The organism is Rhodococcus sp. NPDC127593, from assembly GCF_042671975.1.
Classification (GTDB): domain Bacteria; phylum Actinomycetota; class Actinomycetes; order Mycobacteriales; family Mycobacteriaceae; genus Rhodococcus_F.
The window spans coordinates 1-25,923 of record NZ_JBHXWI010000059.1 but is presented as its reverse complement, the minus strand read 5'-3'; the positions used below and the strand labels follow the sequence as shown (position 1 = coordinate 25,923).

General features: G+C 68.8%; 26 protein-coding genes and 1 pseudogene. 12 read left to right on the top strand and 15 right to left on the bottom strand.

The genetic code is table 11. From position 1 onward, the window contains the following. The first annotated feature begins 1 nt into the window (after nt 1). The 3 genes from ACFVJ3_RS39035 to ACFVJ3_RS39025 are packed head-to-tail and all read left to right on the top strand — an operon-like array spanning nt 2 to nt 3,022. Nucleotides 2-661 carry a response regulator transcription factor gene (locus ACFVJ3_RS39035; protein ID WP_378457153.1) on the top strand — a complete coding sequence of 220 codons (660 nt, stop codon included), beginning with the start codon at nt 2-4 and terminating at the stop codon, nt 659-661. Nucleotide 662: 1 nt separating this feature from the next. Then, nucleotides 663-2,084 (top strand): sensor histidine kinase, encoded by a 1,422-nt coding sequence (locus ACFVJ3_RS39030; RefSeq protein ID WP_378457152.1) that lies wholly within the window; start codon nt 663-665, stop codon nt 2,082-2,084. Next, the gene (locus tag ACFVJ3_RS39025) at nt 2,081-3,022 is read left to right on the top strand and encodes a TAXI family TRAP transporter solute-binding subunit (protein ID WP_378457151.1); all 942 of its coding nucleotides are present in this window, start codon (nt 2,081-2,083) and stop codon (nt 3,020-3,022) included. The genes ACFVJ3_RS39030 and ACFVJ3_RS39025 overlap by 4 nt, the downstream gene beginning before the upstream one ends. Before the next feature lie 43 nt (nt 3,023-3,065). Here the strand turns inward: ACFVJ3_RS39025 and ACFVJ3_RS39020 are convergent, their stop codons facing one another. Genes ACFVJ3_RS39020 through ACFVJ3_RS39010 form a run of 3 tightly spaced genes read right to left on the bottom strand, consistent with a single transcriptional unit; the run spans nt 3,066 to nt 6,248 of the window. After that, the gene (locus tag ACFVJ3_RS39020) at nt 3,066-3,830 is read right to left on the bottom strand and encodes a trans-aconitate 2-methyltransferase (protein WP_378457150.1); all 765 of its coding nucleotides are present in this window, start codon (nt 3,828-3,830) and stop codon (nt 3,066-3,068) included. 49 nt (nt 3,831-3,879) lie between these two features. Continuing rightward, complete coding sequence (locus tag ACFVJ3_RS39015) at nt 3,880-5,037, bottom strand: acyl-CoA dehydrogenase family protein (RefSeq protein ID WP_378457149.1); 1,158 nt, start codon at nt 5,035-5,037, stop codon at nt 3,880-3,882. A gap of 17 nt (nt 5,038-5,054) precedes the next feature. After that, a complete protein-coding gene (locus ACFVJ3_RS39010; protein ID WP_378457148.1) occupies nt 5,055-6,248 on the bottom strand; it encodes an acyl-CoA dehydrogenase family protein in 1,194 nt (397 codons plus the stop codon). Between the two features lie 218 nt (nt 6,249-6,466). On the opposite strand from ACFVJ3_RS39010, the gene ACFVJ3_RS39005 reads away from it, so the two are divergent. The 6 genes from ACFVJ3_RS39005 to ACFVJ3_RS38980 all read left to right on the top strand — a co-directional run bounded on the left by ACFVJ3_RS39005 (nt 6,467) and on the right by ACFVJ3_RS38980 (nt 12,571). Further along, entirely contained in the window at nt 6,467-7,795 is a 1,329-nt protein-coding gene (locus tag ACFVJ3_RS39005; RefSeq protein WP_378457147.1) for an MFS transporter, read from the top strand. A gap of 84 nt (nt 7,796-7,879) precedes the next feature. After that, a complete protein-coding gene (locus ACFVJ3_RS39000; RefSeq protein ID WP_378457146.1) occupies nt 7,880-9,013 on the top strand; it encodes a thiolase family protein in 1,134 nt (377 codons plus the stop codon). Nucleotides 9,014-9,047: 34 nt separating this feature from the next. Then, nucleotides 9,048-9,812 carry an SDR family NAD(P)-dependent oxidoreductase gene (locus tag ACFVJ3_RS38995; RefSeq protein ID WP_378457145.1) on the top strand — a complete coding sequence of 255 codons (765 nt, stop codon included), beginning with the start codon at nt 9,048-9,050 and terminating at the stop codon, nt 9,810-9,812. A gap of 17 nt (nt 9,813-9,829) precedes the next feature. Continuing rightward, nucleotides 9,830-11,479, top strand: a complete 1,650-nt coding sequence (locus ACFVJ3_RS38990) for a class I adenylate-forming enzyme family protein (protein WP_378457144.1) — start codon at nt 9,830-9,832, stop codon at nt 11,477-11,479. An 86-nt stretch (nt 11,480-11,565) separates the two neighbouring features. Continuing rightward, on the top strand, nt 11,566-11,919 hold the full coding sequence (locus ACFVJ3_RS38985) for a hypothetical protein (protein WP_378457143.1): 354 nt from the start codon (nt 11,566-11,568) through the stop codon (nt 11,917-11,919). Then, a complete protein-coding gene (locus ACFVJ3_RS38980; RefSeq protein ID WP_378457142.1) occupies nt 11,912-12,571 on the top strand; it encodes a Dabb family protein in 660 nt (219 codons plus the stop codon). Before ACFVJ3_RS38985 ends, ACFVJ3_RS38980 begins: the two co-directional genes overlap by 8 nt. On the opposite strand, the gene ACFVJ3_RS38975 is transcribed toward ACFVJ3_RS38980, so the two are convergent. Next, nucleotides 12,540-13,364, bottom strand: coding sequence for an enoyl-CoA hydratase/isomerase family protein (locus ACFVJ3_RS38975; RefSeq protein WP_378457141.1), 825 nt, complete (start codon nt 13,362-13,364; stop codon nt 12,540-12,542). The genes ACFVJ3_RS38980 and ACFVJ3_RS38975 overlap by 32 nt on opposite strands. Before the next feature lie 270 nt (nt 13,365-13,634). Here ACFVJ3_RS38975 and ACFVJ3_RS38970 point away from each other — a divergent pair. Then, nucleotides 13,635-14,239: pseudogene (locus tag ACFVJ3_RS38970) on the top strand (NAD(P)H-dependent flavin oxidoreductase); the annotation flags it as partial. A 147-nt stretch (nt 14,240-14,386) separates the two neighbouring features. On the opposite strand, the gene ACFVJ3_RS38965 reads toward ACFVJ3_RS38970, so the two are convergent. From ACFVJ3_RS38965 to ACFVJ3_RS38945, 5 genes are read right to left on the bottom strand one after another with little or no spacing between them, the layout of a single operon-like run. After that, nucleotides 14,387-15,271, bottom strand: coding sequence for a LysR family transcriptional regulator (locus tag ACFVJ3_RS38965; protein ID WP_378457140.1), 885 nt, complete (start codon nt 15,269-15,271; stop codon nt 14,387-14,389). A gap of 12 nt (nt 15,272-15,283) precedes the next feature. Next, on the bottom strand, nt 15,284-16,162 hold the full coding sequence (locus ACFVJ3_RS38960; RefSeq protein WP_378457139.1) for a LysR family transcriptional regulator: 879 nt from the start codon (nt 16,160-16,162) through the stop codon (nt 15,284-15,286). A 47-nt stretch (nt 16,163-16,209) separates the two neighbouring features. Next, the gene (locus ACFVJ3_RS38955; RefSeq protein ID WP_378457138.1) at nt 16,210-16,971 is read right to left on the bottom strand and encodes a crotonase/enoyl-CoA hydratase family protein; all 762 of its coding nucleotides are present in this window, start codon (nt 16,969-16,971) and stop codon (nt 16,210-16,212) included. A 13-nt stretch (nt 16,972-16,984) separates the two neighbouring features. After that, on the bottom strand, nt 16,985-18,028 hold the full coding sequence (locus tag ACFVJ3_RS38950) for an MBL fold metallo-hydrolase (RefSeq protein WP_378457137.1): 1,044 nt from the start codon (nt 18,026-18,028) through the stop codon (nt 16,985-16,987). Then, nucleotides 18,025-19,593 (bottom strand): long-chain-fatty-acid--CoA ligase, encoded by a 1,569-nt coding sequence (locus ACFVJ3_RS38945; protein ID WP_378457136.1) that lies wholly within the window; start codon nt 19,591-19,593, stop codon nt 18,025-18,027. The genes ACFVJ3_RS38950 and ACFVJ3_RS38945 overlap by 4 nt, the downstream gene beginning before the upstream one ends. Before the next feature lie 168 nt (nt 19,594-19,761). Between ACFVJ3_RS38945 and ACFVJ3_RS38940 the strand changes: the two genes are divergently transcribed. Together ACFVJ3_RS38940 and ACFVJ3_RS38935 are read left to right on the top strand one after the other, a co-directional pair. Then, on the top strand, nt 19,762-20,127 hold the full coding sequence (locus tag ACFVJ3_RS38940) for a helix-turn-helix transcriptional regulator (RefSeq protein WP_005251569.1): 366 nt from the start codon (nt 19,762-19,764) through the stop codon (nt 20,125-20,127). Further along, nucleotides 20,124-21,332 carry a CaiB/BaiF CoA transferase family protein gene (locus ACFVJ3_RS38935; protein WP_378457135.1) on the top strand — a complete coding sequence of 403 codons (1,209 nt, stop codon included), beginning with the start codon at nt 20,124-20,126 and terminating at the stop codon, nt 21,330-21,332. The genes ACFVJ3_RS38940 and ACFVJ3_RS38935 overlap by 4 nt, the downstream gene beginning before the upstream one ends. A gap of 54 nt (nt 21,333-21,386) precedes the next feature. On the opposite strand, the gene ACFVJ3_RS38930 is transcribed toward ACFVJ3_RS38935, so the two are convergent. The 6 genes from ACFVJ3_RS38930 to ACFVJ3_RS38905 all read right to left on the bottom strand — a co-directional run bounded on the left by ACFVJ3_RS38930 (nt 21,387) and on the right by ACFVJ3_RS38905 (nt 25,834). Next, nucleotides 21,387-21,815, bottom strand: coding sequence for a hypothetical protein (locus tag ACFVJ3_RS38930; protein ID WP_378457134.1), 429 nt, complete (start codon nt 21,813-21,815; stop codon nt 21,387-21,389). Nucleotides 21,816-22,006: 191 nt separating this feature from the next. Beyond that, nucleotides 22,007-22,609: a hypothetical protein gene (locus ACFVJ3_RS38925; RefSeq protein ID WP_378457133.1), complete on the bottom strand. Its 603-nt coding sequence runs from the start codon at nt 22,607-22,609 to the stop codon at nt 22,007-22,009. Nucleotides 22,610-22,791: 182 nt separating this feature from the next. Then, entirely contained in the window at nt 22,792-23,862 is a 1,071-nt protein-coding gene (locus ACFVJ3_RS38920) for a class I SAM-dependent methyltransferase (protein WP_378457132.1), read from the bottom strand. 51 nt (nt 23,863-23,913) lie between these two features. After that, the gene (locus ACFVJ3_RS38915; protein ID WP_378457131.1) at nt 23,914-24,708 is read right to left on the bottom strand and encodes an energy-coupling factor ABC transporter ATP-binding protein; all 795 of its coding nucleotides are present in this window, start codon (nt 24,706-24,708) and stop codon (nt 23,914-23,916) included. Further along, nucleotides 24,705-25,469 carry a cobalt ECF transporter T component CbiQ gene (gene cbiQ, locus ACFVJ3_RS38910; RefSeq protein WP_378457130.1) on the bottom strand — a complete coding sequence of 255 codons (765 nt, stop codon included), beginning with the start codon at nt 25,467-25,469 and terminating at the stop codon, nt 24,705-24,707. The genes ACFVJ3_RS38915 and cbiQ overlap by 4 nt, the downstream gene beginning before the upstream one ends. Nucleotides 25,470-25,471: 2 nt before the next feature. Continuing rightward, on the bottom strand, nt 25,472-25,834 hold the full coding sequence (locus tag ACFVJ3_RS38905) for a PDGLE domain-containing protein (protein ID WP_378457129.1): 363 nt from the start codon (nt 25,832-25,834) through the stop codon (nt 25,472-25,474). Nucleotides 25,835-25,923 lie beyond the last annotated feature (89 nt).

The following is a 25,923-nucleotide window of genomic DNA, read 5'->3' as shown; positions in this document are numbered from 1 at the left end:
AGTGCAGATCGCGGTGGTCGAGGACGACGACGGAGTCGGCGACGCACTCGTGGAAGCACTGGCCACCCACGGCCACGAGGCGGTGCGCATGCGCCGCGGCTCCGATCTCCTTCTCGGCCATCGCGGTATGGACGCGGTGATCCTCGACCTCGGTCTCCCCGACGCGGACGGCCTGCAGGTGCTCCGGCAGCTGCGGGCCGTCAGCGACGTTCCGGTGGTGATCCTCACCGCCCGCGACGACGAACGGTCGGTGGTGCGGGGGCTACGCGGCGGCGCGGACGACTACCTCGTCAAGCCGGCGCGGCTCGCGGAATTGCTGGCGCGGCTCGACGTCGTGACCCAGCGTCGCCGCGCGACCGGACCCTCGGCCGCGCAGACGATCACCGAAGGTGACGTGGTGGTCGATCTGGCGGCACGCGAGGTGGAGGTCGGCGGCGCTCCGGTGGCGTTGACAGCCAAGGAGTTCGAGCTTCTCGAGGTACTGGTCATCCGTCCCGGCGCCGCCGTGAGTCGCCAGCAACTGATGGATGCGGTGTGGGGCGACGCGTACGTGGCCATCTCACGCACCCTCGACGTGCACATGACCGGGTTGCGCGCGAAACTGGGCCGCCCGGGACTCATCTCGACCATCCGCGGGTACGGCTACCGCTGGGGTACGTGACGTGCGCCGCCGTGTGCTCGCCGTTCTGCTCGTGTTCGCGGCCGTCGCGGTGGTGGCATTCGCCGTCCCCCTGGCGCTGGCCACCAGCGCCGGGAGAACCCAGGCTCTGCGGCTGAGCAGGGAGGCGGACGCGACGCATTTCGCCAGCCTCGCCGGGCAGACCCAGGCGCCCGGGAGTACCACCCTGCTGCGGGAGGAGGTGGCCCGTTACCACGAGTTGTACGGCGAGGGCGTCCTCATCGTCGACGCCCGGGGCAACCTCCGCGCGGGGGCCGGACTGTCGCCGGACGACTCCGACGTCGCCGCGGCGATCACGGCGGGACTGCGCAACCAGAAGCAGGGGATCAGCGGTTCGCTGACCCCGTGGTCGGCGGACCGTGTTCTGTCGGCGGTGCCCGTCGGCACGGGAGCGCAGGTGGACGGTGCCGTCGTCCTGGACGTGTCCACCCGCGCCGCACGTGCGTCCATCCGGACGTCGTGGCTGGTGATCGTCACGGGGGCGCTCGTCGCGCTGGCGGCGGTCACCGCGGTCGCGATCGCGCTGTCCCGGTGGACCGTTCGTCCGCTCGGCGCGCTCACCGCCAGGGTCGGTGCCCTCACCGACGCGGTCCCGTCGCCGCGTCCGCGGGTACGTCGCAGCACCGGGCGGCCGTCCGGCAGCTACAGCGGGCCGCCCGAGGTCCAGGAACTCGCGAAGGCGTTCGACACCATGTCGGGAGCAGTCCAGGCGTCCGGTCAGGCGCAGCGGCAGCTGATCGCCGACACCGCCCATCAGCTCCGAAACCCCCTCGCGGCCCTGCACATCCGGTTGGATTCCCTCGGCCCGCACGTCTCCGAGGCCGGGGCCGAAACGTACCGCCGCACGGGGATGGAGGTCGATCGGCTCGGCGGCATCCTCGACGGACTGCTGGCGCTGGCTGTCGCCGAATCGCCCGCGGAATCCGCCGACGACGAGACCGCGCACGGCGGATGCGACGTCGGTGCCGTCCTCGCGGATCGTGCCGACGCCTGGACGGAGGCCCTCGGGGAATCGGGGATGAACCTCGTGCTCCGGCAACCTGCCGAGCCGCTGGTCGCCGACTTCCGGTCCAGCCACCTGGCGCAGGTCCTGGACGTCCTGCTCAGCAACGCACACGCCTACGCCGGTCGCGGTTCGACGGTCCGGATCGACACGGGACGGTCCGCCGCGGGAATCGAGATCCGGGTGAGCGACGACGGCGTCGGGGTGAGCGAGGACGAGATCGGCAAACTGTCGGCACGCTTCTTCCGCGGATCCGGGGCGGCGCAGCAGGGCACCGGGCTCGGGCTGTCCATCGCGACCGCACTCGTCGAGGGCGGCGGTGGGGCGCTGACGATCGCCGCGGAGCAGCCACACGGGCTCCGGGTGACGCTGACGCTTCCGGAACCGGCGGTGTCGCCGTGATCACGCGACGTGCACTTCTGCGCGGCGTCGTCGCCGCGGGAGCGACCGCAGCCACGGGTTCGGTGCTCGCCGGGTGCTCGGACAGCGGCCGCGATCCGCTGCGACTCGCCGCCGGTGAGGAGGGCGGATTCTTCTGGGAGTTCGCCCAATTGACGGCCGAGGCCGCAGAGCGTGCCGCACTGCCGGTAAGCATCGTCCCCGTCCGCACCGCGGGGTCGATGGACAATCTGGCGGCGCTGGCGTCCGGAGACGCGGAACTGGCACTGAGCCTCGCCGACGCCGCTGTGTCGGCTCTGGAGGCCGGCGCCGAATTCACCGCCATCGGCAAGGTGTACGAGAACTACATGCAGCTCGCGGTGCGCGCCGACTCCGGGATCGCGGACACCTCGCAGCTGAGAGGCGCCCGAATCAGTCTTGGTGCCACAGGCTCCGGCGCGGAACTGACAGGCGAACGAATCCTCGAGGTGCTGGGTCTGGCGGGTCCGGGCGACGTGACGCGTCTGCACCTGTCGATGACCGATGCGGGGCAGGCACTGCGTGACGGCACCGTCGACGCGGTTCTGTGGGCCGGCGGGGTGCCCACCCCGTCGTTCGCGAATCTCGGGATCCCGCTGCGACTACTCGACCTGTCGGCCGAACTGGAGTTGCTGCGGGAGCGGTTCGGCCCGCGCTACGAGCCGGTGCTGATTCCGCCCGGCACGTACGGACAGCAGACGTCGGTCGCGACGATCGGTCTCGCGAACCTGCTGCTCGCCGATCCCACCGTCTCGGACAGTGCCGCCGGCGCCATCGTCGAGGTGCTCATCGACCACGCTGCGGAACTGGTGCCGGATCAGGCGACGGGCAGCCAGTTCCTGGACCGGCAGTCGCTGATCGTCACCGCGGGGGTGCCGCTGCACCCCGGAGCGGCCGCGGCGTACCGGAGGCACCACGGCTGAGCCGGTCGATCACTGCACCCGGTCGATCACTGCACCCGGTCGATCACTGCACCTGGGCGACGACGAAGATGCGCCGGAACGGGAAGAACGTGCTGCCGTCCGGTCGCCGGGGGTACGCCTCGTCGAGGAGCGGGACGAGCTCTTCGCGGAACCGGTCCCACTCCGGCGCCGAGAGGGCGTCCTTGACCGGGCGGAGCGCAGTTCCGGTGATCCACTCCAGAACCGGGTTCTCCCCGGTCAGCTGCTGCACGTACGTGGTCTCCCACGCGTCGACGGCGCACCCGGCGTCGGCGAGCAGACCCGCGTAGCCGGTGGGATCGTCGACGACCTTGCTCTCGCGGAACGGCACGTCCGGCAGCGACCGCGACCACCGCTCGCTCCCGGCGAGGTCCCGGACGATCGCATGTGAGGGTGCGTCGAAGTTGCCGGGAACCTGCACCGCGATCCACGCCCCGGACGGCAGCCGAGTCGGCCAGCGACGTAGCAACTCCCGGTGTTCGGGCACCCACTGAAGAGCGGCGTTGGAGACGACGACGTCCGTGTCGGGCTTCGGCGTCCAGTCGCGCACGTCCTGCCGGCTGGCGTCGAGGCCGCGTTCACGCGCGGCCTCGACCATCTCGGGTGAGCTGTCGGAGGCCTCGAGGACGGCGTCCGGCCATCGCTCGGCCAGGCTGACGGTCAGGTTTCCCGGGCCGCAGCCGAGGTCGACGACGCGGCGCGGTGACCGCGCGTCGACTCGCGACAGCAACTCGTAGAACGGGCGCCCGCGATGGTCCGCGAAGGCGAGGTACTTGTCCGGATCCCACATGTAATCCTCCTCGCCTGAAACAGTACGCCCATACTGTTGGTGGGTGGGGTCAGAGGCCGAGATCCTTCGCGATGATCGTCTTCATGACCTCGCTCGTGCCGCCGTAGATGCGGGAGACGCGGGTGTCCGCGTACAGCCGCGCGATGGGGTACTCGAGGATGTAGCCGTACCCGCCGTGCAGTTGCAGGCACTTGTCGATGACCCGGCCCGCGGCCTCGGTGCAGAACAGCTTCGCCTTCGCGGCATCGGCGACCGTGAGTTCGCCGGCGTCGTGCAGTTCGAGCGCGCGGTCGGCCATCAGCTGGATCGCCTCGACCTCGGTGGCGCACTCGGCGAGCACGAACTTGGTGTTCTGGAATGCGGCGACGGGCTTGCCGAACACCTTGCGCTCCTTGACGTACGCGATCGCGTGCTGCAGCGCGGCGGCCGCGGTGGCCGACCCGCCGAGCCCGATGGAGAGGCGTTCCTGGGCGAGGTTGTGGGTGAGGTAGCTGAAACCGGCACCCTCGTCGCCGAGGCGGTCCGCCACGGGTACCTGCACGTCGGTGAACGACAGTTCGGCGGTGTCCGAGGCCTTCAAGCCGATCTTCTCGATCTTGCGACCCACCGCGAAACCCTCGGACGTGGTGTCGACGACCAGAATGGTGAGCCCGGCCCGGCGGTCCTCGGGGGTGCTGGGCGCGGTGCGGCACACCACGAGGATCCGGTCGGCGAGCGCGCCACCGGTGATGAACGTCTTCGCGCCGTTCAGGACGTAGTGCGACCCGTCCTCGGACAGCTTGGCCGACGTCGCGATGTTCGCGAGGTCCGAACCGGTGCCCGGCTCGGTCATCGCGATGGCGAACATGATGTCACCGGATGCGAACCCGGGGAGCCACCGCTGCTTCTGCTCGTCGTTCGCGTACTCGAGCAGGTACGGCAGGATCAGGTTGGTGTGGACGGAATAGCTGCCGAACGTGACTCCGGCGGCCGCCGTCTCCTCGCCGACCACCGCGGCGAACTTGAAACTCTTCTCACCGCCGCCGCCGAACTCCTCCGGCACCTGGATGCCGAGCACGCCGAGCTCCCCGAGACGGCGGTAGAAGTCGCGCGGGGGATGGCCTTCGCCCTCCCACTCGTGGTGGACGGGCGCGACTTCCTTGGCGATGAAGTCGCGGATCGTCTTCCGGAACGCGTCGTGATCTTCGTTGAACACCGTACGCTGCACGGGTTTTCTCCTTCGAATTACAGTGCGTAACTGCGTAGTACGCCCTTGCTGATGATCATCTTCTGAATCTCGCTGGTGCCCTCGCCGATGAGGAGGAACGGCGCCTCGCGCATCAGGCGCTCGATCTCGTACTCCTTCGAGTAGCCGTAGCCGCCGTGGATGCGGAAACTGGCCTGCGTCACCTCGGAGCAGTACTCGCTGGTGAGGTACTTGGCCATGCCCGCGGCCACATCGTTGCGTTCACCGGAGTCCTTGAGTCGGGCCGCGTTGACCATCATCAGGTGCGCGGCTTCCACTTTCGTCGCCATCTCGGCGAGGCTGAACGCGACCGCCTGGTGTTCGGCGATCGGCTTGCCGAACGTGCTGCGTTGCTGCGCGTATCGGGCGGCCAGCTCGAACGCCCGGATCGCCACACCGCACGCGCGGGCGGAGACGTTGACCCGACCGACCTCGACGCCGTCCATCATCTGGGAGAACCCGCGACCGGGGGTTCCGCCGAGGACGTCACCGGCGGCCGCTCGATAGTTGTCGAACAGGAGCTCGGTGGTGTCGATGCCCTTGTAGCCCATCTTGTCGATCTTCCCCGGGATGGTCAGGCCGGGGAGGACCTCACCGAAACCGGCGGGTTTCTCGATCAGGAAGGTGGTCAGGTTGTCGTGCGGCTTGGCGGCGCCCTCCTCGGTGCGCACCAGTGCGGCGACGAGCGTCGAGCTGCCGCCGTTGGTGAGCCACATCTTCTGCCCGTCGATCACGTAGTCGCCGTCGGCGTCGCGCTTGGCCTTGGTGCGGATCGCGGCGACGTCGGACCCGAGCTCGGGCTCGGACATCGAGAATGCGCCGCGCACCTCACCGGTCGCCATCCGCGGCAGGTAGTGGGTCTTCTGGGCGTCGGTGCCGTGCTGACGGATCATGTACGCGACGATGAAGTGGGTGTTGATCACACCCGACACACTCATCCAGCCGCGGGCGAGTTCCTCGACGCACAGCGCGTACGTGAGCAGGGATTCCCCGAGGCCGCCGTACTCCTCGGGGATCATCAGCCCGAACAGTCCCATGTCGCGCATCTTGTCGACGATGGCCTGCGGGTAGGTGTCGGAGTGTTCGAGTTCCTGTGCGGCCGGGATTATTTCGCGGTCGACGAAGGTGCGCACGGTGTCGACGATCTCGGTCTGGAACTCGGTCAGATCGAGAGTCTGGGCGAGGCGGCTCATGGGATGAGAATGCCCGATTCCCGGGGGCCCGGCTAGGGGCCTTCGGCTATTGGTCGGATAGCGGACTCCAATGCACGCGAGGCTCCTCGATACTGTCGACTCATAGGCAGACGTAGCCGGTGTCTTCGCCGAGTGCGTATTGCTCGCGGGCATCCCGGTCCGTTGAATGAATCGTGACACTGTGACCCACGCCACCACGCTTCCGAAGGGATCACCACGTGACCCGCTCCACTGCCATCCTCGACCGGACCGTCGCCATCGGTTCCGAGTCCCGCAGCCGCGCTTGGGGCCTGACCGCGCTCCTCGTGCTGCTCTACGTCGTCAACTACGCCGACAAGGCCGTCCTCGGCATCATCGCCCAACCCCTTGCCCACGAGCTGGGACTGAGCGCCTCGCAGATCGGGCTGGTGGGGAGCCTCTTCTTCCTGACCTTCACCGTCGGCGGGTTCTTCGCCGGCGCGCTGAACCGCTGGATGTCGCTGCGGTGGGCGCTGCTGCTGCTCGCGATCGCCTGGTCCGTCGCGATACTCCCGCTCGTGGTCGTCGCGTCTTTCGCGGTGCTGCTGGTCAGCCGCTTGCTGCTCGGGCTCGCGGAGGGTCCGAGTTCCGCGTTGCTCCACACGGCGGCGTACTCGTGGCACGCACCCGCCAAACGTGGACTGCCGAGCGCCCTGCTCGCCGGCGCCGCGTCCATCGCCAAGATCGCGGTCGCGCCCGCTCTCGCATTCGTGTCGGTCACGTTCGGGTGGCGCTACGCGCTGGTCGCCCTGTCCGTCATCGGAGTGCTGTGGTGCGTCGTGTGGCTGACCGTCTGGAGCGAGGGCCCGTACATTCGCAGCGGCAAGGGCGCCGATTCCGCGGCCGCCGGCGATGCGGGGGAACCGGCGGTGCCGTGGGGTCGCATCTTCCGGACCCGGACGTTCATCAGCGGCGCGCTTCTCGTGATGAGCGTGTACGCGCTGGTCGCCGTGGTTCTGACCTGGCTGCCCTCGTACTTCGAGGTGGGCCTCGGCTACAGCCGTCTGCAGGCGGGCTCCATGTTCGCGTTCCCGAGCATCGCCGGGCTGATCCTGATGCTCCTCTCGTCCGTGATCGGTGACCGCCTGCTCGCACGCGGCTCGACCTCTCGCGTCGTCCGCGTCATCGTCCCCGCCGTCGGGGTGCTGATCTGCGGAGCGATCCTGCTGGCACTCCCGTCCATCACCGCACCCGCTCTCGCCGTCCTCGTCGTCTCCGTCGGCTACGGCTTCGCCGCGTCGGTGTTCCCGCTGCTCAACGCGGCGATCTCGGAGATCTGCCCGCCCCGCCAGACCGCGGGCACCCTGGGCGTCTTCCTCGCCGTCATGGCGATCGGCGGCCTCATCGCCCCCTACGCGACGGGTCTGATCGTCGACGCGGCGGCCTCGCCCGCCGAGGGTTACGCCACCGCGTTCCAGGCGCTCGGACTCGTCGCCGCCGTGTGCGCCGTCGGCGCGCTGGTCTTCGCGAACCCCGAACGCGACAAGAAACTCGTCCGGGGCGACGCTGCGGACATAGGCACGAACTAACCCTGTGATCGGCCGAAAGTCGTTGTGCTGACGACATCGCCCGTGATTGATTCGAGTGACCCCCTCAGATCGAAGGAACACATCATGCGCGATGCAGTGATCGTCGACGCCGTCCGCACGCCCATCGGGCGGCGTGGCGGTTCCCTGTCCGGAATCCACCCCGCAAATCTGTCGGCGCACGTCCTCGAGGCCCTCGGGGCGCGTACCGGTCTCTCCCCGGAGGAGATCGGCGACGTCGTCTGGGGCTGTGTCAGTCAGGTGGGGGAGCAGGCAGGCAACGTCGCCCGCACCGCCGTGCTCGCCGCCGGCTGGCCGGAGACGGTTCCCGGCACCACGCTCACCCGGGCGTGCGGATCGAGCCAGCAGGCCGTGAGCTTCGCCGCCGCCGCCGTCATCGCCGGCCACGAGGACGTCGTCGTCGCCGGTGGTGTGGAGTCCATGAGCCGGATTCCCATGGGCAGTGCGAGCAAGAACGGCGAGCACTTCCCGGCGGCCGTCCTCGACCGGTACGGCGTCGACGGGTTCAGCCAGGGCACCGGCGCCGAGATGATGGCCGCGAAGTGGGGGCTCTCCCGTCAGGTGCTGGACGAGTACTCGCTGCGATCCCACGAACTCGCGGCGCACGCCGCGGACCGGGGCGCGTTCGACGGGCAACTCGCACCGCTCTCCGACGTCCTCGCCGGCGACGAGGGGATCCGCCGCGGCGGCACGCTCGAGTCTCTCGGCAAGCTGAAGACCGTGTTCAAGGAGGACGGCGTGATCCATGCCGGCAACTCCTCGCAGATCTCCGACGGCGCCGGTGCGCTGCTCGTCACGACGAGCGAGAAGGCCGCGCAACTGGGTCTGACCCCGATGGCCCGCATCCACACCTGCGCCGTCGCCGGCGACGACCCGGTGATCATGCTGACCGGACCCATCGCCGCGACGGAGAAGGCACTGACCCGGTCGGGGCTGAAAATCGACGACATCGGCGCGTTCGAGGTGAACGAGGCCTTCGCTCCCGTCCCGCTGGCGTGGCAGGCGGAGACCGGCGCCGCGACGGACCGGCTGAACCCGCTCGGCGGCGCCATCGCAGTCGGTCACCCGCTCGGCGGTTCCGGCGCGATCCTCATGACCCGACTCGTCCACCACATGCGGGACAACGGCATTCGATACGGACTGCAGACCATGTGCGAGGCGGGCGGCCTCGCCAACGCCACCATTCTCGAACTTCTCTGATTCGACAACACTTTTCGAAGGGAACACCCGCACGATGGAACTCAAGGGAATCTCGACCGCGGTCACCGGCGGCGCGTCCGGTCTCGGTCTCGCGACGGCACGCCGTCTCGTCGACGCAGGCGCTCAGGTCACGCTCATCGACCTCCCGAACTCCGACGGTGAGGCGGCGGCGAAGGAACTGGGCAGCGCCGCCCGGTTCGCTCCCGCCGACGTCACCGATTCCGAGCAGTTCGCGGCCGCCCTCGACGTCGCCGACGACCGCGGCGGCCTGCGCGGCATCGTGCACTGCGCCGGGGCGGGACGCCGGATGCGCATCCTCGACTCCGACGGCAAGGCCGGTTCGGTCGAGGACTTCGAGTTCGTGATCCGGCTCAACCTCGTCGGCTCGTTCAACGCCCTGCGCCTCGGGGCGGAACGGATCGCGCGGCAGGAGGAGATCGACGGCGAGCGCGGCGCAGTCGTGCTGACGGCGTCCGTCGCCGCATTCGAGGGCCAGATCGGCCAGATCAACTACACCGCGTCGAAGGCCGGCATCGTGGGCATGACGGTCACCGCGGCCCGCGACCTCGCCAGCCGCAACATCCGGGTGTGTACCATCGCCCCGGGGATCATGGACACCCCGCTCCTCGCCCGGCTGCGCGAGGACGTGCGCGCGTCGCTGGAGAAGTCCGTGCCCAACCCGTCGCGTCTGGGCAAGCCCAGCGAGTTCGGGCAGCTGGCCTGCCAGATCCTCGAGAACGGCTACCTCAACGGCGAGACCATCCGCCTGGACGGTGCCATCCGCATGGCACCTCGCTGACGAGTAAGGGACCGAACGTGAATTCTGCTGCACCGGTACTGCATTACCCCGACCTGACGTTGGCGGCGTTCCCGTCCGGCATGGCGGTCCTGTACGGAGACAAGGCCGCGGTGGTCGACGGAGACACGGTGTGCACCTACCGCGAGCTCGACCAGCGGTCGGGCGCGTTCGCCGCCGCGCTGCGGGACGCGGGGGTGACCGAACGCGACGTGGTGCTCCTGCACCTCGGCAACTGCATCGAATTCGTCGTGGCCTACTACGGTGCACTGCGGGCCGGCGCGACCGTCACCCTGGTCAACCCGCTACAACCCGGCCCCGGCCTCCGCTCGCAGATCGTCGACACGGCGGCGGTCGCCGCCGTCACCCAGCCCGGACAGCTGGACACCCTCACCGAGGCGGCGAGCGGCACCACCGTCCGCACGATCGTGGTGGCCGGACTCCCCGCGGGCGTCGGTCGCGGCCAGTTCGGGTTCGAGGAGTTCGTCCGCGGGTACGCCGCCGCACCGTTCGCCCCGAAGGTGTCCGGTGACGACGTGGCCCACCTCGCCTACACGGGCGGCACCACCGGCTTGTCGAAGGGTGTGCGGGTGCTGCACCGCAACGTCCTCGCCAACGTGACCCAGATGATCGCCTGGCGGGCGGGCCACGAGGTGCGCGCCGCCCACGGCGGCGGAATCGAATTGCGGCCCGTCGAAAGTCTCGGCGACCGCGGTGTGGTTCCCGGCGTCGGAGCGACCGTCGTCGTGTCGCCGCTGTTCCACGCCCACGCGCTGATCAACATGTCGTTCCTCCTGCTGTGCGGGGCGACGCAGGTGTTCGCCGGACGATTCGAGCCCGGCCGCATGCTGGAGTTGATCGAGACGCACCGCGCCACATACATCACCGGCAGTCCGGCGATGTGGCATGCCGTCGCCACCCACCCCGACGCCGCAGTTCGCGACACCGACTCGGTGCGGGTCGTGTCGTCGGGTGCCGCGCCGATCGATCACGTGACACTCGAGGCGCTGGGCCGGGCCTTCCCGTCGGCGAGCGTGGTCGAGGGGTACGGGCTGACCGAGGGCACCTGCCTGGTCGCCTCCGCACCATTGACCGGCTCCGTCGCGTACAGGCTCGGCAGCGTGGGGCTGCCGGTGTTCGACACCGAGGTGCAGATCCGTGCCCAGGACGACTCCAGTGCCGTACTGGAGGCCGGCACCCGCGGCAAGTTGTGGGTCCGGGGCCCGCAGGTCACGGACGGCTACTTGAACCATCCGGAGATCACGGCGCAGCAGTACGTCGACGGCTGGCTCGACACCGGCGACATCGCCTACCTGGACGAGGACGGGTACCTGTTCATCTGCGACCGCACCAAGGACATGCTGATCTACAAGGGCTACAACGTGTATCCGCGTGAGCTCGAGGAGATTCTGGTCTCGCACCCGGACGTGTCCTCGGCCGCCGTCGTCGGGAGGGAGGCCGGCAGCGTCGGTCAGGAGCCGGTGGCGTTCGTCGTGCCGATGCCGGACGTGACGATCGATCCGGATGTGGTGTCCGCGTTCGTCGCCGAGCGGGTGCTGCCGTACAAGAAGGTGCGCGACGTCGTGGTGGTCGAGCAGCTGCCGACGTCGGCGGCCGGGAAAATCCTCAAGACGAAGCTGCGGGAGCAACTCGCCGCCGCGACGACCTAGCGTCTTCCTCCCGCTGGGTGGACGCAACTCTGTGAGGCGCGTCTTCTTCCCCCTACCGTCCTGGTCGGGGGAAGAAGGGAGCGCTGATGGCATCGGCCGAGTCGATCGTATACATCGTCGACGAGATGGTGGTCGAGTCCGGGCGGGCTCGCGCGTTTCTCGCCGACTATCTGGAGCGCTATGTGCCCGGCGCGAGTGCGCGTGGCCTGACGCTGGACCGCGTGCTCGTCTCCCCGCCGGTATGGCTGGAGGACCAGTCGAACACCCTGACCGTCAGCTGGACGCTGCGGGGTGCCGGCGCGTGGTGGCGACAGAGCCTTCTCGCACGCCACGATGCGGAGGTGCTTTGCTGGTGGGCCGACGCCGACGAGGTTCTCCTCAGTCGGCGACGCACCATCTCCCGCTCGCCCGCGGATGTGGTGGCGATGACCGATGTTTAAGGTGACCACGCTCGTTCACCTCGTCGCCGACTCGGATGCCACCACCGGTGCGGTGTTGGCCGGCAGGCTGCACGAGGTCGCTGCTCCCCGGGCTCGGCGCGTTCTCGTGACACCGACCCTGCCCGGAGGAATCAACGGGGGCGACGTGATCGCGCACCTCCACTTCGACGACGAATCCCACTGGCGCGCCGTCGAACCCGACATTACCGCACAGCTGCGTATCGCCGAGATCGGGCACATCGACAGCGTCTGCTACACGGGGGTGCCCACTCCCGCCCGCCGTCATTTCGAGCCGACCGTCTACCGGACGCTACTTGTCTCAGTGGATGATTCGGTCGACCCGGCGGTGGTGGAGCGGTTCGAATCCGAGACGCGGGCGATGCCGAACCATATCCGCACGATCGGGACCTCGCAGCTGAGCCGGGTGCACGAATCGGCCGGTTCCGCGCGGTGGACCCATGTCTGGGAGCAGGAGTACGCGAACCTGGACGGGCTGCTCGGGCCGTATATGACACATCCCTATCACTGGGCGCACATCGACCGGTGGTTCGATCCCGAACGCGGGCCGCGGATCGTCACCCGGCTGTGCCACAGCTTCTGTGCGATCGACGGCCCGACCATCACGGTTGCTGCACCTGCCACTCCCCGGTGAACGCAGGGGGACGCTTCTCGATGAATGAGCGAAGCGCGGCCGGAGCGTCGGTTGCAAAATTGACCGCTTGCGAACGCGCCTCGTTCTCGAGTGCGTCCCGCAGCGACGACGTCGTGCTCTCCTCGATCAGTCGCGTCGACTGCATGACGGCCACCGTCGGCGCCGCCGCGAGACGGGTGGCGAACCGGGCGACTGTGGCGTCCAGTTCGTCCGGCTCGACGAGCTCGCTGACCAGTCCCAGCGCATCCGCCTGCTCGGCGTCGATCATCTCGGCGAGCATGACCAGACGTTTCGCGCGGTGTAGTCCCACCATGCGCGGCAGGAGCCACGAGCCGCCGAAATCCACCGACAGGCCGCGCTTGGCGAAGATCTGGCTGAACTGCGCGTCGCGCGAGGCGATGAGCAGGTCGCACAGCAGCGCCAGGTTCCAGCCGGCTCCCACGGCGTAGCCGCGAACCTTCGCTATCAGCGGCTTGGGGAACTCGGCGACTGCCAGTGCCGTCGCATTGATCTGACGCATGCGGTTCAGCGGGTGCATGGGTGTGCGTTTGTCGAGGTCTGCTCCGGTGCAGAAGTCGTTGCCTGCGCCGGTGAGCACCACGACGCGGGTGGCGTCGTCGAGGGCGAGTTCGCCGAGCGCCTCGCGCAACGCGATCCACGAGTCGAGGGTCATGGCGTTGCGCCGTGCGGGCCGGTTCAGGGTGATCGTCGCGACCGCGCCGTCCCGGCTGACCAGAACGTCGTGTTCGGGGGATTCGGTGTCCGTGGTCGAGGTGACGGTTTCGATGCTCATACGCGGCTCCAGACGTCGGCGCGGTTCTCGGCGCACGCCGGAGTGGTCGACGCCGTGCCGCCCAGTCAGTCGATCACCGGGGACGTTCCGCCGCAATGTCGTTCTGGGATACACCGGATGAGGTGAAACCTATGGTTACCGCCGAGAATCATAGGCTCCGATTAACCGGACCATCAGCCATGTGTCTTTGTCCCCGCCTGGACTGCGTGCTGAACTGGTCGGTACCTGAAAGTGCTTGCATCAGAAGACTCCCCCTCATCAGGAGAACCGATGTCTCTACCCTCCGTGCTGTCCGATCGCCTGCGCCTGCCGGCTGTCGCCTCCCCGATGTTCATCGTCTCGGGTCCAGAGTTGGTGATCGCCCAGTCGACGTCGGAATCGTCGGATCGCTCCCCTCCCTGAACGCCCGCCCGCAGCCGGTGTTGCGCGAATGGCTCACCCGCATCACCGAAGCCCTCGCCAAGCACGACGCCAACAACCCCGAGACACCCTCCGCCCCGTACGCGGTCAACCTGATCATCCACAAGAGCAACGACCGTCTCGACGAGGACCTCGCCACCATCGTCGAGTTCCAGGTCCCGATCGTCATCACGTCCCTCGGCGCCCGCGCCGACGTCAATGAGGCCATTCACAGCTACGGCGGCATGGTCCTGCACGACGTCATCAACAACACGTTCGCGAAGAAGGCCGTGGAGAAGGGCGCCGACGGTCTCATCGCCGTCGCGGCCGGCGCCGGCGGACACGCGGGCACCCTGTCACCGTTCGCGTTGATCCAGGAGATCCGCGAGTGGTTCGACGGGCCGGTCCTGCTGTCGGGCTCCATCGCCCACGGCCGCTCGGTCCTCGCCGCGCAGGCCGCAGGAGCCGACCTCGCCCAATCCGACCATCCGCCATGAGCTTCCGCGACGGAACCGCCAAAACGAAGGAATGGCACCACATCTGGGGATCGGCACCGTGCGCTCCGTGCAACCGACGGCGGAACTCGTCGACCGGCTTGTCTCCGAGTACGCCGCGGCCAAGAACTACCTGCTCGCGCTGTAACCTTCCGCCCGCACGAGTTCGACGAACGCGTGGCCGACGGGGGAGAGCATGTCGGGATCGAATGCGATCCCGAAGGTGCGGGCAATCGTCGGCTCCGCGCGGCGGACCACCGCGCGGTCCTGGGCCGCCTCCGCGATCGACCGTTCGAGGAGGGTTCCGCCGATTCCCGCGAGTACCAGGGGAAGTCGCGCCTCGCGGTGATCGGACAGCGCCGCGATAGTTGGGCGTGCCCCGGCGTGACGGATCGACTCCTCGATCTCGTTGGCGACGGAGTGGCCGCGGGGGACGAAGACCATCGGGATGTCGGGGAGGTCGGCGAGCGGAACGGGCCCTTCCGGCAGGTCGGTGCCCGGCGGATATACGAGCCAGTACTCCTGCTCGCCGAGTTCGACGACGTCCAGGTGGGCGTCGTCGAGCGGGAGGTGCGCCACCACGAATTCGCAGTGGCCGTCCTCGATCAGCGACCCGGCCTGCGCCTCGTCTTTCAATTCACTCAACCGGACCATCACATTCGGGTGGGCCCGCCGGAATTCGGTGACGAGGTCGACGAGGGGCCCGATCGCCAACGCCGGAAAGGCCATGATGTCCAGTCGGCCGGCGAGTGCCCCGTCGGAGGTGGCGAGGAGGTCCTCGACGGCGGTGACGTCGCGCAGGATCTGCCTGCTCGGCCCGACCATGCTGCGCCCGGCGGCGCTGAGCACCATGCCCCGGCCGATGCGGTGGAACAGCTGCACGCCCAGTTCCCGCTCGAGCCCGCGCAATGCCTGCGAGATGGTGGGCTGTGCGACGCCGAGCGACGCGGCGGCTCCGTTGATGCCTTCGTGTTCCACGACGGCGAGAAAGTACTCGACCTGACGCAACTCCATGTGCTCAGTTCCTCACTCGGGTGCCGGTGTTCGGGTGGCCTGCGCGATCGCGACGAACGCCGAGGCCGCCGGCGATCCCGGCCCGGACCGCTGGACGAGGCCGACGGGGCGGGTCAGCTTCGGCGTCATCGACCGGATCGAGACCCCGCGCAACTGTTCCTCGGCGACCTGGCGGGGGAGGACGGTGGCCCCCGCGCCACGCATCACCAGCTCCCACGTGGCGCCCGGATGTGCGCAGTCGATGACCACGTTCGCGGGCTCGCCGACGAGATCGGTGATCAGCGCCGCGTCGCTCTTGTCCCCGAGATCCTGGACGAGCGGAATGTCGCGGACGGCCGAGCGGGGCACCGGATCGGGCAGGGTCTCGGCGAGTGCGTCGGGCAGGGCGAGCACCAGCTCCTGGTCGCCGATGGGGACCGAGCTCAGCGCGCTGTGGTCCACGGACAGGTCGATCACCCCCAGTTCGGCCTCGCCGCGGCGCAGGGCGCCGAGAACGCCGGTGGGGCCGTCGGCGTCGATGATGCGGACCGTGACGCGGGGGTACTGCTCCCGGAACCGGCGCACCAGGTCGACGATCGGATCGATCGAGAACGCCGCGTAGGTGACGACGTCGACGCGGCCGGACACGAGCTCGCGCACGGCGGCGACCTTGGCCTTGGCCCGCTCGACGTCGGCGAGGATGCGCCGAGCGGCGACGTCGAGGGTGCGGCCGTCCTCGGTCAGCTCGAGACGCCGCCCGGTGCGGTCGAACAGGGTGACACCGAGGCGGCGTTCGAGTGTGCGGATCGCCTGCGAAAGCGACGGTTGCGAGATGTAGAGGGACTGCGCGGCCCTGGTGATCCCGCCGTGATCGACTACCGCGACGAAGTAGGTGACGAGATGCAGGTCCACGCGGTCATCGTACGGAAGCCGTGATGCGGGCTGTGCCGATCATGCGGCTAGCGGCCACGCCACACCGGCGGGCGCTTCTCCGCGAAGGCGCGCGCACCCTCCTGGGCGTCGTCGGAAGCGAACACGGGATCGAGGAAGCGGCGTTGCCCGGCGAACGCGTCGGGGTCGGTGTAGTTGGCGGACATCGCGACGACCTGCTTGGTGGCGCGCACGGCGAGGGGACCGTTGGCGGCGACCCGTGCCGCTAGTTCGCGGGCGGCGCCGAGGGCCTGTCCGGGCTCGGTGAGCCGGTTGACGAGTCCGTGCGCGTGCGCCACCTCGGCGGTGAGGGGATCGCCGGTGATCGCCATCTCCATCGCGATCGGGTACGGCAGCACCTTCGGCAGTCGCAGCAGACCGCCTGCTGCGGCGGCGAGCCCCCGCTTGACCTCGGGGATGCCGAACTTGGCGTCGCGGGCGGCGACGATCAGATCGGCGGACAGTGCCAATTCGCAGCCGCCGGCCAGCGCCCAGCCCTCGACCGCGGCGATGAGCGGCTTCGTCGGCGGGGCCTCCGTGATCCCGCCGAAGCCGCGGCCGGGCAGCGACGGCCGCTCCCCGCGGGTGAACGCCTTCAGATCCATGCCCGCGCAGAACGTTCCCCCGGCGCCGGTGAGGATCGCGATCGTCAGGTCGGGCCGCGCCTCGAACTCGTCGATCGCGGCGGCGAGCGCCTTGGCGACCTCGAGGTCGACGGCGTTCTTCGCCTCCGGCCGGTTCAGGGTGATGACGGCGACGCCGTCGGAGAATTCGGTGAGAACCACGCTCATGGGGGTGTCTTCCTTACGGTGTCGGGGTCCAGCGTTCGGGGCGGCCGCCGAGTGAGTGGATGCTCCCGCGGTCGGCCAGAACGAGCAGGTGGGCATGGGTTTCGCGGACCGCGAGGCGGAGCAGGCGGTCGGACATGGATTCGAACGGACGCGACCACGAGATGTGTTGGGAGATCTCCCACGCCGTCGATTCGGGGCGCACGCCCAGAGCTTCGACGATCTCGGCGAAGCGTTCCTCGTGATGACCCATCAGCTGCCGGGCCCGGTCGGCGATCCCCCGGAAGCGGTACTCGTGGGCCGGCAGCACCTCACCGTCGGGCATCGACGTGGTGGCGTGCAGCGACAGCAGGTAGCGGTGCAGCGGGTTCTCCAGCTCGCCCGGGACCGTGGAGATATTGGGACTGATGCGGGGCAGCATGTGGTCGCCGCTGAACATCAGCCCGTGGGTGTCGTCGACGAAGGTCAGATGACCGGGAGTGTGCCCCGGGGTCCAGACCGCCCGCAGATCCCAGCCGGGCAGGTCCAGGGGAGTGCCGTCACCGAGCACGACGTCCATGGACTCGCCCGCCCCCAACCGAACGAGGTCGACGCGGGCGGCCGCGAGGATGTCGGTGGGGGCCCCGAGTTGGGCGAGCTGGGTGTTCCACAGTTGTTCGTCGTCGGCGGCGTCCTCCGGCGAATGGTGTCCGAGCAGTGCGGCATCCGCGCCGTGCATCGCGAGCGCGGCCCCGCTGACCTCCCGCAGTCGGGGCGCGAGACCGAAGTGGTCGGGATGGAGATGGGTGACGGCGGCGTACCGGACGTCGGTGACGTGGTGCCCGGTCTCGGCGATGCCGTCGACGAGGGCCCGCCACGACTCCTCGGAATCCCAGCCGACGTCGATCAGGGCGAGGCCGTCGGGCAGCGCGAGCGCGTAGATCAGGACGTAGCGCAACGGGTTTCGCGGCATCGGCACCGGGATCGACCACAGTCCGGGGCGCACCTGTTCGACCGGTGGCAGGACGCCGCGGGCCCACGCCTCGCGCTGGACGGTACCGACGTCTTCGGTGACGATCACGACGACACCGCCGTGGCTCTGAGACCTTCGCGCAGGGTGCGTTTGAGGATCTTGCCGCTCGCTCCGCGCGGAAGCTCGGCGACGTAGACGATCTCCCGCGGCTTCTTGTACGACGCGAGCCGGGCGGCGGTGAACGCGATCAGGTCCTGCTCGTCCGGCTGGTTCGACGGATCGACGAGCCGGACGACCGCCGTCACGGACTCACCCCACGTCCGGTGCGGCACGCCGACCACCGCCACCTCGGCCACCGCCGGATGCTCGGCGAGCACCGATTCGACCTCGATCGGGTACACGTTCTCGCCTCCGGTGATGATCATGTCCTTCACCCGGTCGGTGACGAACAGATAGCCCTCCTCGTCGATGTGCCCGGCGTCACCGGTGCGCAGGAAACCGTCGTGGGTGAGGAGTTGCGCGGTCTCATCCGGCCGTCGCCAGTAGCCCGCGACGTTGTTGCGTGAGCGGCACACGATCTCCCCGGACTCGCCCACCGGGAGCCGGGCACCGGTCACCACGTCCCGGATCTCGACCTCCACACCCGGCATGGGTTTCCCGGCGGAACGCAGCAGGTGAGCGCGGTGCCCGGACGGGTCGTGGTCCTCGACGGCGAGCGCGGTGACCGAGCCCGTCGTCTCCGTCATTCCGTAGCGCTGCACGAATCCGCAGCCGAGGCGATCGATCGCTCGCCGGAGCAGAGTGGTGGTGATCGGCGCCGAACCGTACGCGACCAGTTCGAGGCTCGACACGTCGTAGCGGTCGAGGTCGGGCACGTCGAGGAGCATTTGAATGGTCGACGGAACCAGGAAGGCATGGGTGATCCGGTGCCGTTCGACGAGTTCGGCGACCTGCCCGGCGTCGAACGCGCCGAGCAGCACCACGTGGACGCCGGCCGACAGACCGGTGCTCAACCAGCCGGCCCCCGCGATGTGGAACAGCGGCATGGCATCGAGGGCCACCGAGCCCGGCTTCCAACGGTAGATCAGCAGGCCCTCCGGCTCGTTGTGCAGGTTGCGATGCGTCGCCACCATGCCCTTCGGGAAGCCTGTCGTGCCCGATGTGTAGAGCTGCAGCACCTCGGCGTCGGGGTCGTCCCCGAGACCCGGATCGGTGGCGGTGCCCGACGTGACCAGCCGGTCCCACGTCCAGGTCCCAGGCGGAAGAACGTCGCCGCCGGCAGCGTCGACGACCACCACGACCACACTCGGGAGCGCGTCGCGGACGGCGTCCGCGGCGGCAGCGAATTCGGATTCGACGATCAGCACCTGGAGCTCGGCATCGACCGCGATCGCGGCGGCCTCGGCGGCGGGGAGGCGCCAGTTGAGCGGGACGAACACCAGCCCCGATTTGGCGGCGGCCACGAACGTCTCGACACCCTCGGTGCGCATCCGGAGCAGTGCCCCGACCCGGCCGCCGTCGGATGTCAACGCCGACAGCGCGGTTGCGATCCGGTTGGTCCGCCAGTCGAGCTCCGCGTACGTCAGCGTGGTGTCACCACACGTCACTGCCGGTGCTCCGGGCCGTTCTACGGCATGGTGCCGTACGCGCTGGGGAAGATGCAGACCGCTCACATCACGCTCCTCGATGACTCGTCGACGCCGCCGGGGAACCGGGTGACGCGTGCTGCCAGTCGACCACCCGCGTGAGTCGGGAAACAAAGTCACAGAGCCGAACGGACAGTGAGGAATCGCCTATGGATGCCAGGCCGGGCGGCCTCGCGGCGTTTGTAGACTGGCGTGATGGCCGCCACCCCCGCCCTGAACCCCGAGGACGTTCAGCGTGCTGCGGCGGCACTGCACACCCCCGACATCGACGGCTGGGCCAACCGGTTCGAACTGCTGTCGGACGGTAACCGCCTGCGCCTGCTGCTGTGCCTGCATCATGCCCCCGACATCTGCGTCGGCGACCTGGCGGCGGCACTCGACATGACCGGCACCGCCGTCTCGCACGCGCTGCGACTGCTCCGCAACCAGGGGTGGGTGTCGGCGACGCGGGACGGTCGCTCGATGCGGTACCGGCTCACCGACGACACCGTGCACGAATTGCTGCACACGATCGGGGCCACTCACTATCACAATCACACGGGAGCCGAAGAAGAAAGGTGAATCCCGACATGGAGAACGACCCCGGACTGCTGCCGCTCGACGGCATCACCGTCGTGGCACTCGAGCAGGCCGTGGCCGCTCCGCTCGCCACCCGCCATCTGGCGGACATGGGTGCGCGGGTAATCAAGATCGAGCGCGTCGGCGAGGGCGACTTCGCCCGCAACTACGACGACGCGGTGTTCGGGCAGGCCTCGCATTTCGTGTGGCTGAACCGGTCGAAGGAGTCGCTCGGCGTCGACCTGAAGTCCGAGGTGGGTCGGGACACCGTCGCGAAGCTGATCGCGAAGGCCGACGTCTTCATCCAGAATCTCGCCCCCGACGCCGCCGATCGCCTGGGGTTCGGCGCCGACGAGTTGCGCGCCGACCACGAGGAACTGATCGTCGTGAACATGTCCGGCTACGGGTCGGCGGGGCCACGGCGCGAACGCAAGGCGTACGACATGCTGGTCCAGGCCGAAACGGGGATGATCTCGGTGACCGGCACCCCCGACACCGCGACCAAGACGGGTGTCCCGGTCTCCGACATCGCGGCGGGAATGTACGCGATGACGTCCGTCCTCGGGGCCCTCTTCCGGCGGTCACGAACCGGGGTGGGGGCGCGGATCGACGTGTCGATGTTCGACGCGACCGCGGAGTGGCTGGGCCATCCGATGTACATGAAGATGTACGCCGACAAGCAGATCCCGCGCGTCGGGCTCGGTCATGCGGCGATCGTCCCGTACGACTCGTACCCCACCCTCGACGGGCAGATCCTCATCGGTGTCCAGAACGACCGCGGGTGGCGGCAACTGGTGACCGACGTGTTCAAACGACCCGAACTCGCCGACCATCCCCGGTTCGCGACCAACATGCTGCGCGTGCAGCACCGGGCCGAGGTGGACGCACTCGTCGCCGAGGAGACTCAACGTTTCACGAGCGCGGCTCTCGACCAGGCGCTCGCGGACTCCGGAATCCCGGCGGCGGAACTCAACGACATGGGCGGGCTGATCGAGCATCCGCAGCTGAGTCAGCGCGACCGCTGGCGTGACATCGGAACCGAGGCCGGGCCGATCAGGGCGATGCTGCCCCCGATGACGTTCTCCGACGTAGAGATGCGGATGGGCGACGTGCCCGCACTCGGCGCGCACACCGATCGGATCCTCGGTGAACTGGGCTGGTCGGCGGAAGATGTCGCGACGATGCGAAGCCAGGGCGTCGTCGGCTGACGACGCGCCGCAGCCCCGGCCCGAGTGAGGCCGGGGCTACAGCTCGCTCTTCGCTCAGGGTGTGGCGAAGAACTGCTCTACGGCCGGCTGTGCGTTGGGATTACCCACACCGATGCCGATGACTGCGCCGGCGATGGTGCCGACCACTGCGCCGACGATGCAGCCGGCGATGAAGTTGGGGAAGATCGACACGCACCCGATGGCCATGCCCACGTTGGAACCGATCGCCATGCCCTGCAGGCCAGCGTTGTTCCAGCCGGTATTGATCTCGTTGGTCATCTTGTCGAAGGCGTCCTGCTTCACATCGTTCTCCGGGAAGAACTGTTCGGCCACCTGGCTGCTGCCGCCGTCGGCTGCCGGCGTCATCAGCGGCTGCGACCAGTCGATTCCCTGAGGTGCGGGATCGGCATACGCAGTGCCCGCCCCGACGGCCATCGCGGAGACGACGAATATGGACAATGCCAGAGTTTTCAAGAGTTTCATGGAAATTCCCACCATGTCGTAGGACGAACACGGCCCCCACCTGCGTGCACCGAACATCGTTGTGCGTGGACCATATTCGCTGGAAAACCGGAACGGCTACATGCATATGTGGGTGCGCGGTGATGCTCCCCGTGTGCGAACTAACCCATAGCCCTCCCGAAATCGTCTTCGGAGTCGGACGGAAAGCCCCGCTACGGGGTTCCGAGGAATTCGTAAACCGCTGGTGGCGCAGCGGGGTTCGCGTTGCTGATACCCGTGACGGCGCCGATCGCTGCGCCTACCGCGGCACCGGGGAGGCACCCGCCGAGGATGAGGAAGATGCAGCCGGCGACGAATCCGATACCTGCGCCGATCGCGGTCGCGGTCCCGCCGCCGTTGTCCCAGCCGATCTGCAGCTGTTCGACCATGTTGTTGTATGCCGAATCCCTGTCGACCGGGGTGAGGGCGAGTGTTCCCGCGACGGGTGTCGTCGTGGGTGTCAGGTTCAGGAACCGGCCGCCGTCGGTGATGAGCGGATCGATCGCGAACACCACACCGGCGATCGAGTAGCGCAGTGGGATCGTGCCCACCGGGGTTCCCGAATCGTTGACGATGTCCACGGCGGCGGCCGTCCTCGACAGCGTGAAGAGTCCCGCGTCGAGCGCGGTGCCGACCGACCGGCCGTCGGGGCTCAGGCTGGTGTGTGAGATGACGGCCTGGTCGGCGGGAGTGGGGGCGGCGTACGCGGTACCCATTCCGACACACAGGGTGGCGATCAGCAGCGCTGCCGGTGCTGTCACTCTATGCAGTTTCATGGTGTTTCCCATGCGTAGTAGCGGATGACAAACGACAAATCTGGTTCGACCTGGCGCTTCACAGTTGCCCCGACCGGCGAAAGCGTCCGTAACCTGCCTACTGCAGACATCTTCCCCCTTCGGATGCCTCAGTTTTCGGCCTTTCCGCAAAATACGTGCGTATCGGGGTGCCGGTGCTGGGATTACACCGTGAGCCGGTAGAACCGGAAGAACCCGAAATCCTCGATGGGCAGGACGTCCATGGTGCCGAAACCGGCCGCCTCGGCGTAGCCGCGCAATGTGCTCGGGCGCATGACCGTTCCGGTGCCCGCACTGGGCGTGTGGTTCATGCCGTCGGGAAGGCACACGGTGAGACTGAATCCGTACATCAGACGCTCGATGTCGCTTCCCGGCGCGGAGAACTCGTCGTCGACCGCCTCGTCCATCACGATCATCGCGCCACCGGGGACCAGAGCCTTGCGAACCGCGGACAGCACGTCGACGGGCGCGGGCATGTCGTGGATGCATTCGAACGCGAACGCCGCGGTGTAGCTGCCCTCGGGAATCCCTGCCGCATCCGAGTCGGTGATCGTGATCCGATCGGCCACATCCGGGTGCTCCCGCACATTGGACCTCGCGAGTTCGACGGTCGCGGTGTCGATGTCGTAGCCGTGGAGCCTGGCGTCCGGGTAGGCGCGCGCGAGCGCGATCGTGGACCAGGCGCCGCCGCATCCGACGTCGGCGATGGCGGCACCGGGCGTCCGCAGCAGTGCGTCCACCTCGGGAACCGACGCCAACGCACCGGGGAGAACCTGCTCGTACCACGGCCGATTCATATCGGCCTGCGACTCACGGGCATCCGCGCCGTACTGCGCCCATCCCACACCGCCGCCCGTGCGGTACGCCTCCAGCAACGCGGGCATCTGCGTGGTCGCGGCGACGAAGATCCGCGCCATCGGTGCAAGATAGTTGAGACTCTGCTCGTCGGTGAGCACTTCGGCGGCGCCGGCCGGAAGCGTGAACTTCCGCGGCTCCGAATCGTCGACCGTGAGAAGTCCCGACACGGCCTGCTGTTCGAGCCACTCCCGCGCGTATCGCGGGTGGGTCGAGGTGCGTTCCGCCAGTTGGTCCGCGGTCGCCGGACCGTCCGACGCGAGACTGCGGTACCAGCCGAGGCGGTCGCCCAGATGGACGGCGAGGAGGTCGATCGCCCCGAGCGATGCGTCGAAAATGCGCTGCGACACGGCCCCGGCGTCGGCTTCGGGTATGGACATCGCGGACCTCCGGTGGGAGTGCGGGGCGAAGCTTCGTCTCCCCATCGTGAGCTACCTGATCGGCGGTGTCACGGATCGTTCGCCGGGCGAATGAGGGTCGGTCGCGGGAAGCCGGAAGCCCCAGGGCAACTCGAGGCGATGCTCGGCGAGCAGCGCGGGGTCGCCGAGCAGTTCCAGGATCGGACCGTCGGCCACCAGGTGTCCCTCGTCGAGGATCACGGCGCGCGTGCACAACTGGGCGGCGTACGGCAGGTCGTGCGTGACGAGCAGTTGCGTGGTGTCGATGTCCAGGAGGACGTCGGCCAGTTCGCGTCGGGCGACGGGGTCGAGATTGCTCGACGGCTCGTCCAGCACGAGGACGTCCGGCGCGCACGCGAGGACCGTCGCCAGCGCCACGCGCCGGCGCTGCCCCACCGAGAGGTGCGCGGGATTGCGATCGGAATGTGCCGTCATGTCCACGGCCGCGAGCGCGTCGTGCACCCGCTCGTCGAGCGCGGTCCCGGTGACCCCGAAGTTGACCGGACCGAACGCGACGTCCTGCGCGACGGTGGGCATGAACAACTGGTCGTCGGGGTCCTGGAAGACGATGCCGACGCGGCGCCGGACGTCGCGCAACGTGTCCCGGGACGCCCCCCGCGACAGCGTCAGCCCGCCCACGGTGACACTGCCCTCGGTGGCCGTCAGAATGCCGTTGAGGTGCAACATCAGTGTGGTCTTCCCGGCGCCGTTCGGACCGAGGACGGCCACCCGCTCGCCGGGTTCCACCGTGAGGTCGATGCGGTGGAGCGCTGCCCTGCCGTCCGGATACGCGAACGAGACGCGCTCGAGATGCACGGCCGCGGTCATCGGAGCACCCACGCCGTGACACAGATTCCCACCGCGCATACGGCGGGCACGAGCCCCGCCCGCCACATCGCAGCGGTCGCCGGGGGCGCCCCGATCGTGGGAACCGAACCCGTGAATCCCCGCGACAGCATGGCCAGGTGGACGCGCTCGCCGCGCTCGTAGGAACGCACGAACAATCCGCCGACGCCCTTGGCGGTGGCGCCCATCTGCCGGAACGTCCGGGGGTCGTCGCCGCGGGAGAGCCGGGCGGTGCGCATCCGCTCGACCTCGGCGGTGAGCAGGTCGAGGTAGCGCAGCATCAGGACCACGATCGTCGTGAGCATCGCGGGCACGCGCAGCCGCGCCAGACCCAGCGGCAGGTCCCGGGCCGGCGTCGTCGCGGCGAGCGTCAGCGAGACCAGGACACCGAGAGTGCCCTTCACGAGAATGCCCCAGGCCGCATAGAGGCCCGCGACCGACAGCGACAGTCCGAGGACGGTGACACGGGCGCCGCCTTCGGCGAACGGCAGGAGAAGCGCGAGCGTCACGAACGGCAACTCGATCAGCATCCGCGGTCCGATCCACGTGAGTGCGATGCCGGCGATCCGCCAGATCACGATCAGGATCGCGAGGTACCCGGCGAACGCCCAGAACGCCTCGCGTGGTGTCGCGACGACCGCGAAGACGAAGACGACGGCGCAGACGATCTCGACCTCGGCGGGCAGCCGGTGCAGGGGGGACGTGCCGTCGAGGTACAGCGGATGGGCGTGACCGGCTCCCACGGTCAGGGGCTCGTTCGGTTCCGCCGCGCGCGTGCGAGGACCCAGAACAGGCCACCCGCGACGACGAATGTCGCGATCGCGCCGATCACGCCGGCGACCCCGGTGAGATGCGACCGGCCGCCCACCGTGTAGTCGGCGAGCGGCGAGTCCGACAACGGATGGGCGGACGCGTGCTGGGCGATGCAGTCACCCACGAGCGTCTCCCCGGTATCGGTTTCCACGGTCTCGCACCCGCGCGTCGTCGCGGCATCCAGCCCGTCCGGACTCGAGCTGGCGAGGTAGGAGACCGCGCCGGCGACGAGCAGCGCCACCAGCGCGAAGCCGAGGAGGAATCGGCGAAGCGAGACCGGCGACGAGGTGCTCACTGGTGCACCATCCTTGTGTCGGTGGTTTCAGATGGACTGCCGATGCACCCGAGGTGCCGCCGGGTCACTGCCCTGCTCGCTTGACACGA

What these genes read in the sequence shown, in the direction of transcription:
- ACFVJ3_RS38955 (WP_378457138.1), bottom strand. Translation starts at nt 16,971, where the DNA reads ATGAGCGTGGTTCTCACCGAATTCTCCGACGGCGTCGCCGTCATCACC.
- ACFVJ3_RS38985 (WP_378457143.1), top strand. Translation starts at nt 11,566, where the DNA reads ATGGCATCGGCCGAGTCGATCGTATACATCGTCGACGAGATGGTGGTC.
- ACFVJ3_RS39010 (WP_378457148.1), bottom strand. Translation starts at nt 6,248, where the DNA reads ATGAGCCGCCTCGCCCAGACTCTCGATCTGACCGAGTTCCAGACCGAG.
- ACFVJ3_RS38965 (WP_378457140.1), bottom strand. Translation starts at nt 15,271, where the DNA reads ATGGAGTTGCGTCAGGTCGAGTACTTTCTCGCCGTCGTGGAACACGAA.
- ACFVJ3_RS38930 (WP_378457134.1), bottom strand. Translation starts at nt 21,815, where the DNA reads ATGAAACTCTTGAAAACTCTGGCATTGTCCATATTCGTCGTCTCCGCG.
- ACFVJ3_RS38920 (WP_378457132.1), bottom strand. Translation starts at nt 23,862, where the DNA reads ATGTCCATACCCGAAGCCGACGCCGGGGCCGTGTCGCAGCGCATTTTC.
- ACFVJ3_RS39000 (WP_378457146.1), top strand. Translation starts at nt 7,880, where the DNA reads ATGCGCGATGCAGTGATCGTCGACGCCGTCCGCACGCCCATCGGGCGG.
- ACFVJ3_RS38925 (WP_378457133.1), bottom strand. Translation starts at nt 22,609, where the DNA reads ATGAAACTGCATAGAGTGACAGCACCGGCAGCGCTGCTGATCGCCACC.
- ACFVJ3_RS38995 (WP_378457145.1), top strand. Translation starts at nt 9,048, where the DNA reads ATGGAACTCAAGGGAATCTCGACCGCGGTCACCGGCGGCGCGTCCGGT.
- ACFVJ3_RS38940 (WP_005251569.1), top strand. Translation starts at nt 19,762, where the DNA reads ATGGCCGCCACCCCCGCCCTGAACCCCGAGGACGTTCAGCGTGCTGCG.
- ACFVJ3_RS39020 (WP_378457150.1), bottom strand. Translation starts at nt 3,830, where the DNA reads ATGTGGGATCCGGACAAGTACCTCGCCTTCGCGGACCATCGCGGGCGC.
- ACFVJ3_RS38915 (WP_378457131.1), bottom strand. Translation starts at nt 24,708, where the DNA reads ATGACCGCGGCCGTGCATCTCGAGCGCGTCTCGTTCGCGTATCCGGAC.
- ACFVJ3_RS38975 (WP_378457141.1), bottom strand. Translation starts at nt 13,364, where the DNA reads ATGAGCATCGAAACCGTCACCTCGACCACGGACACCGAATCCCCCGAA.
- ACFVJ3_RS38980 (WP_378457142.1), top strand. Translation starts at nt 11,912, where the DNA reads ATGTTTAAGGTGACCACGCTCGTTCACCTCGTCGCCGACTCGGATGCC.